At 64.6% G+C, this 12814-nt stretch carries 13 protein-coding genes; 5 read left to right on the forward strand and 8 right to left on the reverse strand.

The window, feature by feature from the left end; genetic code table 11:
- Positions 1–11: 11 nt before the first annotated feature.
- Positions 12–1535 (reverse strand): amino acid permease, encoded by a 1524-nt coding sequence (locus QNO08_RS01215; protein ID WP_229967802.1) that lies wholly within the window; start codon positions 1533–1535, stop codon positions 12–14.
- Between the two features lie 280 nt (positions 1536–1815).
- Positions 1816–1944: a hypothetical protein gene (locus tag QNO08_RS01220; protein ID WP_269439247.1), complete on the reverse strand. Its 129-nt coding sequence runs from the start codon at positions 1942–1944 to the stop codon at positions 1816–1818.
- A 285-nt stretch (positions 1945–2229) separates the two neighbouring features.
- Between QNO08_RS01220 and QNO08_RS01225 the strand changes: the two genes are divergently transcribed.
- The 3 genes from QNO08_RS01225 (at position 2230) to QNO08_RS01235 (ending at position 4321) form a co-directional block, all read left to right on the forward strand.
- Positions 2230–2508, forward strand: coding sequence for a hypothetical protein (locus QNO08_RS01225; RefSeq protein ID WP_229967804.1), 279 nt, complete (start codon positions 2230–2232; stop codon positions 2506–2508).
- Between the two features lie 50 nt (positions 2509–2558).
- Positions 2559–3173, forward strand: a complete 615-nt coding sequence (locus tag QNO08_RS01230; RefSeq protein ID WP_229967806.1) for a class I SAM-dependent methyltransferase — start codon at positions 2559–2561, stop codon at positions 3171–3173.
- A 128-nt stretch (positions 3174–3301) separates the two neighbouring features.
- Positions 3302–4321, forward strand: coding sequence for an NADPH:quinone reductase (locus QNO08_RS01235; protein ID WP_229967808.1), 1020 nt, complete (start codon positions 3302–3304; stop codon positions 4319–4321).
- 64 nt (positions 4322–4385) lie between these two features.
- Here QNO08_RS01235 and QNO08_RS01240 read toward each other — a convergent pair whose 3' ends face one another.
- From QNO08_RS01240 to QNO08_RS01260, 5 genes are all read right to left on the reverse strand, one after another.
- Positions 4386–5966, reverse strand: coding sequence for an esterase/lipase family protein (locus QNO08_RS01240; RefSeq protein ID WP_229967811.1), 1581 nt, complete (start codon positions 5964–5966; stop codon positions 4386–4388).
- A gap of 57 nt (positions 5967–6023) precedes the next feature.
- Positions 6024–6878, reverse strand: a complete 855-nt coding sequence (locus QNO08_RS01245) for an AfsR/SARP family transcriptional regulator (protein ID WP_229967813.1) — start codon at positions 6876–6878, stop codon at positions 6024–6026.
- Positions 6879–6979: 101 nt separating this feature from the next.
- The gene (locus QNO08_RS01250) at positions 6980–7789 is read right to left on the reverse strand and encodes a hypothetical protein (protein WP_229967815.1); all 810 of its coding nucleotides are present in this window, start codon (positions 7787–7789) and stop codon (positions 6980–6982) included.
- 2 nt (positions 7790–7791) lie between these two features.
- The gene (locus QNO08_RS01255; protein ID WP_229967817.1) at positions 7792–9018 is read right to left on the reverse strand and encodes a toxic anion resistance protein; all 1227 of its coding nucleotides are present in this window, start codon (positions 9016–9018) and stop codon (positions 7792–7794) included.
- A 151-nt stretch (positions 9019–9169) separates the two neighbouring features.
- On the reverse strand, positions 9170–10243 hold the full coding sequence (locus QNO08_RS01260) for a DNA polymerase IV (RefSeq protein ID WP_442860543.1): 1074 nt from the start codon (positions 10241–10243) through the stop codon (positions 9170–9172).
- A gap of 105 nt (positions 10244–10348) precedes the next feature.
- Between QNO08_RS01260 and QNO08_RS01265 the strand changes: the two genes are divergently transcribed.
- Together QNO08_RS01265 and QNO08_RS01270 are read left to right on the forward strand one after the other, a co-directional pair.
- The gene (locus QNO08_RS01265; protein WP_229967819.1) at positions 10349–10507 is read left to right on the forward strand and encodes a hypothetical protein; all 159 of its coding nucleotides are present in this window, start codon (positions 10349–10351) and stop codon (positions 10505–10507) included.
- A gap of 297 nt (positions 10508–10804) precedes the next feature.
- Positions 10805–11668 carry an alpha/beta hydrolase gene (locus tag QNO08_RS01270; RefSeq protein WP_229967821.1) on the forward strand — a complete coding sequence of 288 codons (864 nt, stop codon included), beginning with the start codon at positions 10805–10807 and terminating at the stop codon, positions 11666–11668.
- A 9-nt stretch (positions 11669–11677) separates the two neighbouring features.
- On the opposite strand, the gene QNO08_RS01275 is transcribed toward QNO08_RS01270, so the two are convergent.
- On the reverse strand, positions 11678–12703 hold the full coding sequence (locus QNO08_RS01275; protein WP_229967823.1) for an isopenicillin N synthase family dioxygenase: 1026 nt from the start codon (positions 12701–12703) through the stop codon (positions 11678–11680).
- Positions 12704–12814 lie beyond the last annotated feature (111 nt).

The raw sequence follows: 12814 nt of genomic DNA on the forward strand, positions 1-12814 counted from the left end.
GTGCCGTCAGGCTACCTGATCAAATGCCTGGTTTCAGACGGCCGGGACTTCGGGAAGGCGCCGGTGTCGCCGTCGCGCACCGCTGCGAGCTCCAGGACGCGGACACGGCAGAGCCGCCAGCCGAGCATCAGCGCGGGGATGATGACCACCAGGGAGGCGATGGTCCAGGTGCCCACGGGCGAGTCGAAGGCCATGAGGATCAGCACGGCGAGAAGGAACGCGAGCGTGATCCAGCCGCTCACCGGAGCGCCGGGCATCCGGAAGGACGGACGCGCCAGTTCGCCGCGCTTGGCCCGCCGCGTCAGCTCCATCTGGCAGAGGACGATCATGGCCCAGGTGCTGATGATTCCCAGCGACGCGACGTTCAGGACAATCTCGAAGGCCTGGGCAGGAACGACGGCGTTGAGGACGACGCCGAGCAGGGCAACGGCCGCGGTCAGCGCGATGCCGCCGTACGGGACGCCCGCCTTGTTCATCCGCCCGGCGAACTTCGGCGCGGAGCCGGCCAATGACATGGAGCGCATGGTGCGGCCGGTGGAATACAGGCCGGCATTGAGCGAGGACAGGGCGGCGGTCAGGACCACCAGGTTCATGATGGCGTCCACGCCGCCCACCCCGATGGAGCCGAAGAACGTGACGAACGGGCTTTCGCCTGCCTTGTAGGAGCTGTACGGCAGCAGCAGCGAGAGCAGGACGAGCGTGCCGACGTAGAACACGGCAATGCGCACGATCACGGTGTTGATGGCCCGGGGCATGATCTTTTCCGGATGCTCGGTCTCGCCCGCGGCGGTGCCGATGAGCTCGATCGAGGCGTAGGCGAAGACAACGCCCTGCATGACGACGACGGCGGGCAGCAAGCCGTTGGGGAACATGCCGCCGTTGCCGGAGATGAGGCTGAAACCGACCTCCTGGCCGTCCACCGGGGTGCCGAAGATGACGAAGCAGATGCCCACGATCAGGAAGGTAACCAGGGCCACCACCTTGATCAGCGCGAACCAGAACTCGAGCTCCCCGAACACCTTGACGCTGATGAGGTTCAGGCCCAGGACCAGAAGGAGGGCGGCCAGGGCCCAGGTCCACTGCGGCACGTCAGCGATCGGCGGCCAGTACTTCCGGAAGAAGTTCATGTACAGCGCGACGGCGGTGATGTCGACGATCGCGGTCATGGCCCAGTTCAGCCAGTACATCCAGCCTGTGACGAAGGCTGCCTTCTCGCCGAAGAACTCGCGGGCATAGGAAACGAAGGATCCGGAGGAGGGCCGGTGCATGATCAGTTCGCCGAGGGCCCGGAGAATCATGAAGGCAAAAAAACCGCAGACGGCGTAACTGAGGACGAGCGCCGGGCCCGCCGTGGCCAGCCGGCCGCCGGCACCCATGAAGAGCCCGGTGCCGATGGCGCCGCCGATCGCAATCATCTGGACCTGCCGGGGTTTGAGGCCCTTGTGGTAGCCCTCGTCCTCGCGGTGAAGGCTGGCCTCGGAGGCGGAGGAACGCGCCGGAATCGCACGCTCGGAGAGGGCCTGCTGCTGTGTCATGAGTGGTCCTTTACTTGCTCAGCTTTGCGAGGCCGCGGGCTGAAGAGTTCAGTGGCTGCTCGCCGGTGCGCAGCCCAGATTCGGGTACGAGTTTCGGGCCTCTTCAGCATTTCCTGTTTCGACGGCGGTCACGGTGTCCCGCTATTCGGCTGTCTGACAGGTTCACGCATTGACTTTGGCACGGGCCACAGGCCAGCGTCAAAGCGCGGGGCATCGAGCCGCCGGCGTTAAAAAGCTGGGCCATCCCCGCGGGGATGGCCCAGCTCGGTTCTGCCGGTTTCTACTTCTGGTCGTCGTCTTTGTTCCCGTCGACGGCGTCCTTTGCCTTGTCTTTGGCTTGGTCAACCTTCTCCGGGTTGTCCTTTGCCGCGTCCTTTGCCTTGTCTGCCATGCCACCCAGATCTGCCATGGAACTCTGCCTTCCTCTCTGCGGTCCGCGGCTCACACGCCGGCGGCCTCGGTTTGATATCCCCATCCTGCGCCACGCCCAACGCTTTGTGACCCACCTGCACCGACTTTTTTCGCGGCAGGGGGCGTTGGACGGCAGGGAGTTGGTGTCCGCACACCAAGCAAGTAGGCCGGTGCCGGAAGCCTTGCGGTACGAGGAATATTAATGGCGAATTACGGCGGCAGAAGCGCGTCTGCTGGTGCATGATGTGGCCTTTGTAACGCTTCTCAAGCACAGGAGAACGTGATGGATCAAGATTCCGACATCGAACAGCGCGCCCGCGCCATTGTCATTGCCCGCACCGTCTACAAGGCCGTACTTGTGGTGTGGGCGTTAGCCATGGCGGGAATGCTGTTTATCTGGTGGGCGACGACGCCGGACGGCTATTTCTGGCCCGTCTGGCCAATTCTGGGATTGGGTGCGGCGGCCATCGTGTGGGGGCTGGCGCTTTACCGCAAGTTCCCCTTCCGGATACGGGAGGACAAGGTGGCCCGCGAGGTGAAGCGGCTGCGCGAGTCGAACTAGCGGTGAACGGCGGCTCGAGCCGATCCCCGGCACCGAAGTACGCTGGAGGAATGCGCAAAGAAACCCTCTGGGAAGCCAAAAAACGTTCCTCCCCCGGCCACTCCGCCTGGTATATCGCCCGGTTTCAGCAAATGCGGGAGCAGGGCGCTGACCTGCACGGCGAGGCCCGGCTGATCGACGCGCTGGTTCCCCGCGGCGCCCGGATCCTCGACGCCGGCTGCGGCCCGGGCCGGGTGGGCGGCGAGCTGGCTGCCCGCGGGCACGACGTCGTCGGCGTCGACATTGATCCCGAACTCATCGACGCCGCCCAGCAGGACTTTCCCGACGTGCCCTGGCTGGTGGCGGACCTCGCTGAGCTGGACCTGCCGGCGGCCGGCATTGCCGAGCCGTTCGACGCGATTGTCTGCGCGGGCAACGTGCTGACGTTCGTCGCTCCCGGAACCCATCAGGAAGTCCTGACCCGGCTGCGGAAGCATCTGGCCGACGGCGGCCGTCTGGTTACGGGGTTCGGCGCCGGCCGCGGCTACGACTTCGGACAGTTCCTGGAAGACGCGTCCGCCGCCGGTCTGGAATGCCAGCAGAAATTCTCCACCTGGGACCTTCGCCCGTTCGCTCCGGACTCCGACTTCCTGGTGGCCGTGCTGGGACGCCCGCAGGCCGCCTAGATCACGTTGCTGATCCCGGACGGGATGATCTGCGCGCAGCTCGGTGACGTGCGGGCGGGGTGCGCCAACTCCGTGATCCGGTTCACGTCCTCGGGAATAGAACGCGGAGCCTGCTTCTTCTAGTCCTCATGAAAGCAATCGTGTACTCCGCCGCTGGCGATTCCTCCGTCCTCAATCTCGTCGACCGCGAGGCCGCTGCTCCCGGTCCGGGCGAAGTGCGGGTCCGCATCGTCGCCTCGGGCGTGAACCCCACCGATTGGAAGGCGCGCGCCAGCCGCGTGCCCTTTCCCGAGATGGTGCCGAACCAGGACGGTGCCGGAGTGGTCGACGCGGTGGGTGACGGCGTCACCGGCCCGCAGGTGGGCGACCGGGTCTGGGTGTACCTCGCGGCTCACGGCCGCCCCACCGGGACCGCCCAGGAGTTCGCGGTTCTCCCCGCCGACCGGGCGGTGCCGCTTCCGGAAAGCATCGGTTTTGACGTGGCCGCCAGCCTCGGCGTTCCCGCGATGACCGCGCACCGCGCCCTGACCGTTCATGAGTTCGGGCCGTCCCGGCTTGCCCCCGACGCACTTGTCGGACGCATGGTCCTCGTTCAGGGCGGCGCGGGCGCCGTCGGGCACGCCGCCATCCAGTTCGCCGTCTGGGCGGGCGCCACCGTCATCGCGACGGTCAGCAGCGATGCGAAAGAGAAGCTCGCCCGCGCCGCCGGGGCGCACCATGTGGTCCGCTATCCCGACGACGCGCTCGCCGACCGCATCCGCGAGATCGCCCCGGACGGCGTCGACCAGATCGTCGAGGTGGCTCCGGCGCAGAACGCGGCACTCGACGTCGCCGTGATCGCCAATCACGGCAGCATCGCCTACTACGCGAACAACAACGGCGACGACTTCACGGTGCCGATCATCGCGAGCTTCGCGAAGAACGTCCGCTGGCAGGGCGTGCTTGTTTACACGGTGGGAGCGGAGGCGCACCGTGCGGCCGCTGAAGACATCACTGCCGCTCTGCGGGACGGCGCCCTGCCCGTGGGGGAGTCCGCCGGGCTTCCCCTCACCTGGTTCCCCCTTGAAGAGACCGCAGCCGCGCACGACGCCGTGGAGCACGGCACCACCGGCAAGATCCTCATCCGCGTTTCCGACGAGACTGCCTGAGGACGATCACCTGATCTGAACCTGATTAGGCCGCGGAGCTGTGGACCTGCTGTTGTCCATCCGGTTAGTAAACGGACCTGGGTGTGACCGTGAGATCGATCCCCGCGCCGTGACCCAGCAGGTCTTTGAAGAATTCAGGTACGTCCACATGGCCTTTCCACCGGGCTGTGGTGGGGTCGGTGTCCGTCAGGAAATCCTCCTCCCCGGGATTCCAGTCCCTGAGTGTGGAGGGAATGGAGCTGTTCCAGGCGGCCCACGCACGGGGCAGGGCTTGGCCGGGGGAGGGCGGCTCAATGTCTATGAGCAGGGTGTCTTGCCAGTCTTCCGTTTGTTCCAAGTGGTCAGTGAAGAAAAAATGTCCCTCTCGTTCCCAGATGGACATCAGCCGCAGTTTGAGTGCATGGCGAAGCGTTGGGACTTTCCTGCCGTCGACCAGGGGCCGCGGCGCATTTGAAGCAAGGAAGGTCGTGAGCAGAGGAACCGGTGAGTCAATCGGGTCACCTTCCTTCCAATGCTCGATCTGGACGGGGCAGAAGTGAGCTGCGCTTTGTTCGTGGACCAGCACCGGAAGGCCCCGGATGGCCAGACCAACATCCAGCTGGAACTCGACTTCCGGCGGGTCTGCCCTGCCGACGGTGAAACCGACGAGTCCCACCTCAACCTTGAGATCGCCGAAGAGAAACCGCTGCAGATTTTGGTATCCCTCTTCCGAATTGACGATGCCGTAACGTCCGCTGTGGCTCCGGTGCACCACTGCCAGCGGTGCGTTCTGGACTGCGGCGTTGTCAATTTGCACCAGGCCGTCGCTGCGGGCGCCCACGGCTTTTGACGACAGCCCCATTGCGACGTCGTAGTCCTCAGGGTTCGACCCAACCAGGCAAAACAGGTTTTCGGCGGGGAATCCGCCGGCCGGCATGACGGTTCCCTTGAACGCCTCCCGTGTCAGCTCGCCCCTTTGAGCGTGCGGAGTGAGGTAGTCATACATCCGGTCCGGTCCGAAGATGTCCGCCCCGTGGAGGCCCGTGGCATCGCGGAGGCGTTCCAGCAGCCCCCAACCCAAGGCGAAGTTAATTCCGCCGTGAGGTGTCGCGTAGGTAAAGACCCGGGCTACGTATTCGGTGCCTGCGGCGGGGTCGATCCCGCCGCTGTCGTCGGCGCTGCTTTCCGGGATAACGCGCTGCAGCATGCAGCGGCAGATGAGTCCTCCCATGGAGTGTGCAACCAGGAACACCTTGGGCGCCCCGGTTTTCTCCCGTACCAGTTTGACCAGCGTGAACAGGCTCGCTGCAGCTTCCTCGAGGCTGAAGTTCTCCGGGTTGTCAGCAAAAGTGGTGGCGGCCTCGTCGTAGAAGCGGTGGATCCACACAGAAGCGGGGTTTAGGCTTCCCGCCTCCGCGCTGTTCAGGAAAGTCCACTGGTCCCCGTGGACCGGAACGTCATAGTTGTGGTCGCTGATCAAGCGCAGCATGGGGGATTCGAACTGGTGAAACTTCGCGTGTCCGCTGCCGTCAGCGCGGACGTGGACGGAGCCCTGGCTGAAGCCGTAGAACGGGTCATCTACGGCATCGTTAATGCCTGAACCTGTACCGGCAAACCCGCGGACGTAGATTACGGGGAGCCGGCCGTCATTGCCGGGAGAGTTCATTGTAGGTTCCTTCGTGGAGGGCAAATCCGCGGTAAGGAAAAGACTCCGCACAGGCCGTTACGCGGGCGTTACTGGCGAGGTTGGACTGCCTTGCCGCCAGAGAGCGCCGTTTGAGGGCAGATGCTCAGTCCTCCTGAGTCCGTGGCCTGTCAACGAATCAGTAATGAGCCCTTTGATGGATGCGGCCGGACCAATGCCAAAATCGGATTCAAGTTGTTTCCGGTACCGTTCGTAGGCGCGAAGCGCCGCAGCAGGATTGCCCTGCTGCATCTGGGCGGTGAGAAGCAGGCGCACGGCGTTTTCGTGCAGGGGTTCGATTTCCACCGCCATTGCTGCGGCCGCTTCGGCGAGTAGCGGATTGCCCCGCTCCAGCGAGCGTTCCGCAAACAAAAGGAAAGCACTGAGACGGTCTTGCGTCAGTCGAACCTGTGCGGAGACCACCCAATCCTCGTACCAGCCCGGCAGGAGCTCCGCATCCCGCAATTCGCGCAAATACACTGAGGCATCGGCATCCTGTTGGTCGTCGTGCAGCGCACGAATGGCCGCCTGAACCCGGTGAAGGTCGATCTCAACACGGGTGCTGATGGACAGCAGCCGGCCGTCATTGACGATCAAGCCGGGCACCTGCCGGGACGCCACGTGGATGCTGACCCTCAGGCTTTCCAAGGCCTTCGACTCCGGGCACTCGGGCCAGAGCAGTCCAATGAGGTAGCTCCGCAGACACGGTCCGCGGATGGCGAGCGCGGCGATGAGGCGTTGCTGGCGGCTGGCGACGTGAACAACCGCCCCATCCCGGCGAAGGCGCCAGATTCGCACCACATCCAGTTTCAATTCTGCATTTTCGTCGTAATCCATGGGAACCCGATTCGGTTCGATCACGTGTGCTGCAGCTGGTAGCACGAGGATCTCCAACGCCCTGCATCCTGTCAACGAACAGCCGACGGTTTCGAGCCCGGAGCTGCCGGATGTCCCGTCACCGGCTGACGGCGCCGCTGATCGCCCGGGAAGCGGGCTTACTTGACGCCGAAGTCGAAGCCACCTTGCTGATGGTGCCCAAACCGTTCCCTCAGGAAGTTGCCCGTGCTGGTCAGCTCCGCCGAAGTATGGCGGTGCCGGCTGGCGTGCAGGGACTCGGCTTGTCCGGAGAGGAGCTGGAGTTGCTCGACCAATTCCTCGTTGGGCGTTCTTCCGTTCGGCTGCCGGTTGTCCAGCATGCCGGGCGGGATGGCCAGGTAGCCCTGAAGCACGGCCGGCAGGTACTCACGCACTATGGCTGCCAGCTCGTACTCAAACGCGGCATCGGCCAGCGGCTGCCGCGCTTCCGCGTCGATCACCGCGTCCAGTGTCTGGCAGGTTTCCAGGACAGCGACGTACGACTCAGCGGGAAGCCGGTTCTTGTTCTGCTTGGCGAGCGAGGCTACCCACGCCAACGCCGGTGACAGGTCCGCCGTTGGCGGAGTGATCGATGCCGCTGCCGGTGTCGGCTGCTGGGCGGGCGTCCTCGGCGGATGCGGCTGGGTAATAACCTCAGGCTGCTGCCCCCGAACCCTCCGATGCAGCCACAAGTCACGAAGCATGTAGGACCGCATTGCTGACACGGGCACGATCCCGAGGACGGCAAAGGCCGACAGGGTGGCGAACGCGCTGTCGCCTCCCACGGCCGAGATGCCAACAAGGAAGATGGCGATGTAGGAGGCCCCCTCGAGGATCACCTTCCTGTTCTTCCTGCGCACCCCGATCATGAGCACCAAGAGAGGGAGGAAAGGAAAAAAGAAGAGGGCAACTGCGACCTTGAAGACATTGCCCACGGTGAGACGTGACATCGTTATCCTCTCGGGGGATGAGCGGTGGCAGCGTCAGAGGAATGGCTCCGCTCCAGCTGTAGCTTGGCACGGCTAATCTGCCCCTGAAGGACCTGCACCGTCTGCTTCATCGACTGGGCCGCTTCGGCCTTGTACCGGTCAACCTCATCCATGGCTTGGAACACGTTGTCGAACGCCTGTTGCAGCTTGGCGGGATCTATGGCGCTCCTGGCGGCGTTCTGATGAATGGCAGCGCCCTGGGAACGGAGCAGTTCGGAAGTCGAGACGATCATGTCCGCGGTGGTCGAATTGAGGGCATCGATCTGGGCCAGCACAATCTTTTGCTGTGCCAGCGCCTGCGCAACGATCACGGCGACCCGCAACGCCGCCAAGGTGGTGCCGAGCGCCCGATCCACGCCCTTGATCAGCTCTGAGTTGTTCTTCTTGATCACATCAAGAGCCAGGTAACCCTGAATGGAGACCGCCATCTGGGTCATCAGGTCCTGGTGGCGCTGGCGGACGTAGAAGAGGGCATCAGCCTCCAGAGTGGCGGCATCATCCGTTTTGCCCTGGTTGCGAAGGTCGATGATGCGTTGCTCGAGCCCATTTCCCAGATGATTGGCGAGCACGGCATAGTTCGCAAGCTGACCCATCGCCGCCCACAGGGCGTCACGCTCCGTCTGGATGGCAGCGTTGTCCTGCCGGAGGTCGTCCTGCCCACCCTTGAGTGCCTTGGTGATGGCGTTGAGCTGTTCCTGCGCAGACTCATACTTCAGGAAATACCGCTGGATGGCGCTGCCTCCGGGGAGGAACCTCAGGAGACGCTTCGTTCCGGTCAGGTCATGGCGCTTTGGATCCAGCTCCGTCACGATCTGCCGCAGTTCCACCAGCGTGTTGCCGGTGCGGGACGCAGGATCAGCGCCGGTCGCCGCGAGAGCAGCCGCGGGCCTGGTCAGCATGCGGTTGGATGCGGTGCTTGCCTGCTGCATCGTGTCCTCGCCCAACCGGGTCAGCTGCGCCAACTTCGTCTGGAACTCCGGGCTCTGCAGCGGGGTGGCCAGCAGGTCGCCAAGGAATCTTTTGGCGGTCTCAGCGTGTTTCTGCTGCGCTTCGGAATCCACCAGGATCATGCCGCCGACCTTCTCCGGATTATGGACCGTCACCTCGACCACGGGCTTTGGGGGCTCCAATACCAGGGGACTTTCCACCTCGGAGTACTGGGCATTGCTGAGGTCAAGCGGGTTAGACATCTTTTGCTCCTTGAATTCCGGCTGGGTTGCAGTCTAACCGTGCCGCCTAACGATCCTGCGTTAGGCGGTAATGAATTGTTTGCCGGATTCAAACGAGGATGCCGGCCCGTCACTTAATAAGCGTCGTTGAGGAATCGTGCGGCGTAAGCCGTCACCAACCGCCGCGCGTCGGCGTGTGTCCCTTGCGGGCGTCATCGGGCATCGCCATTTCGGCCCGCAGGCCCAGAAGCCGGATGGGGCGGCCGGCTTCGATCGCGCCCGCGAGGTCCAGCGCCCGCGCGAGGATTTCGTTCCGGTCGAAGGTCTCGGGAATCTTCCTCGCATGCGTCTTCGTCGTGAACGGTGCGTACCGGACCTTGAGGGTCAGCCCGATCACGGGCCGTCCTTCAGCCACGACATCCTCCAGGACGCGCGCCGTCAGTTCCCGCACGGCGTCGTGCACCTGCTCCGGCTCGGTGAGGTCGCGCTGAAAGGTGGTCTCGCGGCTGTGCCCGCGGGCAACCCACGGAGTGTCGTCCACAACGCTGGCGCCGTCCCCGCGCCCGAGCTCCGCGTACCAAGGCCCCATTTTCGGGCCGAACTCCGGGACCAGATTCGAGGGATCGGACGCCGCCAGTTCGGCGACGGTGGTGATGCCGAGCTTGGCCAGCCGGCCCGACACCTTGGCTCCGACGCCCCACAGATCCCTGGTGGGCCGCTCGCCCATGACGTCGAGCCAGTTTCCGGCGGTGAGGCGGAAAATGCCGGCCGGCTTGCCGAAATCGGTGGCGTTTTTGGCCCGGACCAGAGTGTCGCCGATGCCCACGCTGCAGTGCAGCCGCGTCTGCTCGAACACGGCGGCCTGCAGCTGCCGGGCATAGGCTTCCGGATCCTCCGTCTCGGTGCCGACAAAGGCTTCATCCCACCCCAACACCTGTACGACGGCGCCGGGCTGGCTTTGCAGGGTTGCCATCACCGTTTCAGACGCTGCGAGGTATTCCTCGGCATCGACGGGAAGGATCACGGCGTCGGGTACTTTCCGGGCGGCGATGCGCAGGGGCATGCCGGAACCCACGCCGAACGCCCGGGCTTCGTAGGAAGCGGTGGACACCACGGCCCGCTCCGTGGGGTCGCCCCTGCCGCCGACAATGATCGGCTTGCCCGCCAGCTCCGGGCGCCGGAGCACTTCGACCGCCGCGATGAACTGGTCGAGATCGACATGAAGCACCCAGGGGATTCCGCTCACGCGACCAGTCTGCCCCAACGTCCCGGACAAGCGCCACACTGCAGCGCATCGCCCCAATTCGCGCATATCATCGGATGCCGTTGACTTATCGATGAGAGGATCGTCATGGAACCAGGAATGCCGCTTCTTATCGCCATCGCCGCAACGACCGTATTTGTTTTAGCGGTTGTCTTCCTCCTGCGCAGATTCAAGAAAATCAACGCGGAAAAATACCCGCCGGCGACCGAAGGCAGGAAATTTGAGATTCGACGACCACCACAATGAGCCGCCGACGGTCTTCGAGCGCTAAGCGAGCAGGTCCGGCCCGTCGCGGGAGGGTTACCTGGCGTCCCGGGGCGACTACGCAGCCGGCGGTTTGCCATCTCCGCCAGCCGCTTTTGCGCCTCGTGTTGTGGGCCATGACTGGTGCCGTGATGCTGGTTGGCACGACTTGCTCAATCCGTCGTCAGCGCACTTGTCCTGCCCGGCCAGCGGATGTTGGCAGGGCCACCATCGGAGACCTTTGAGGCCTTCCATTTCTCTCGCTCTGGTCGGCAAAAGCCGTAAGGGAGGAACACCCTCATGAACAGTTCCAATGCCCCGGATCATGCCCCGGATAGCAACGTCCCGGACGGCAACGCGCCGGACACTATCGTGCTGGTCCACGGACTCTGGGTCACACCGCGCAGCTGGGAGGGGTGGAAAGCCCACTATGAGGCGCAGGGCTTCACCGTTCTCACGCCCGCCTATCCGGGATTCGAAATCGAGGTCGAGGCGCTGCGGAACAACCCCGACGTCATCGCGGACCTCACCGTCCCGGAAACGGTGGACCACCTCGCGGGCATTGTCGAGTCGCTGCCCAAGCCGCCCATCATCATGGGCCACTCCTTCGGCGGGCTTCTGACGCAACTCCTGCTGGCCCGCGGCCTGGGCGCCGCCGGTGCGGCCATCAACGCGGCCCCGACCGAGGGCGTCCGGGTCACCCCGCTGTCCCAGGCCCGCTCCCTCTTCCCGGCCCTGAAGAACCCCGCCACCTTCCACAAGGCCGTCGGGTTCACCCCGGAGGAATGGCACTACGCCTTCACGAACACCCTCAGCCGGGAGGAATCCGACGCCGCCTACGAACGGTACGCCATCGCTGCTCCGGGGCACTGGGTCTGGGCCTACGGACTCCTTGCCAATTTCCAGCCCGGGCACCAGGAGACGTGGGTGGATTACTCCGTCGACAGGGCGCCGCTGCTGTTCATCGGGGGCAGCGAAGACCACATCATGCCCCCTTCGGTCAACAGGTCCAACGCCAAGCACTGGGCCAAGTCCCCGGCCCTCACGGAGTACCACGAGTTTGAAGGCCGCGCCCATTGGACGTGCGCCGAGCCGGGATGGGAAGACGTTGCCGACTATGCCCTGGACTGGACGCTAACCCACGCGCGGCCGCAGCCTTCCTGACCGCCCCGATCAGGAAAGCAGCTCCGGATGATGCAGCTTGGCCACCTGGGGATGGGCCCGCAGCCAGCCCTTAAGGACATTGGAGCCGTAGGACGCCAGCATCGGGTTCTGCGGGTCATCGGAGATGCCGCGTGACTGCGCCGCCAGATGCTCGGGCAGCTGCACCGGATCAATGACCGCGTCCAGGCGCGGGGACCAGAAAAACGGAACGGCGTAGCGGTCCACGCCGGGAGCCGGTGCCTGCACACGGTGGATGGTGGCGGAGAGGTAGCCCTGGGTGGCGACTTCGAGCATTTCTCCGAGGTTGACCACTAGCGCTCCGGGGATCGGCTCCACCGGAATCCAGGTGTCGGACTCGTGCGGGCGGACCTCCAGCCCGCCCACGGAATCCTGCAGCAGCAGGGTCACGAAGCCGTAATCGGCGTGCGAGCCCACGCCGTGGCTGCCGGGTTCCTGAACCTCGCCGCCCACATAGTGCGCGAGCTTGGCCATCCAGGCCGGGGTGCCCTCGAACGGCTCGGCGAAGTGGTCCTCGGGCAGCTCAAGGGAGACGGCGATGGCGCTGAGCAGCTCCGCGCCGACCCCGGACATCAGTTCCGCCCACTCCATCGACGTCTGCCGCAGCTCGGGCAGCACCTCGTCGGGGAACAGATTGGGGCCCTGGACCAGCCAGAACGGCTGATCGGCCGGGTAATTTTCCACGGCGGCACGTTCCGGCCCGAAATCCACCATCTCGCGGGCATCCGGGCGTCCCTGGGTCAGCTCGGTGCCCAGCCGGGTGTAGCCGCGGAAGTGCGGCGACTTCCGGTTGTCCAGCTCCAGCCGTGTCTCCAGCGGCAGGTCGAAAAAGCGTTTGGTGACGTCGAACAGCTGGTCCACCTTTGCCTCGCCGGCGCCGTAGCCGACCAGCTGAAAGAAACCGATCCGGTGGGTAGCGTCACGCAGTGCGGCAATGAATTCGGCGTTGAAGGAACCGTCGGCATTGCGGGCAGTGCTCAGGTCCAAAACAGGAATCGATGTGGGGATCGCAGTCATGGTGCGAAGTTATCACCGTCTGCTGTCAACCGGGCAGCGAATATTACGTCCCGCCCATCGTAGGCGCCCCTGACCTGCGGCTTTATCGGTCAAAGCAGCACGGTCCGCGTA

It is taken from the genome of Arthrobacter sp. zg-Y820 (genome assembly GCF_030142155.1).
Classification (GTDB): domain Bacteria; phylum Actinomycetota; class Actinomycetes; order Actinomycetales; family Micrococcaceae; genus Arthrobacter_B.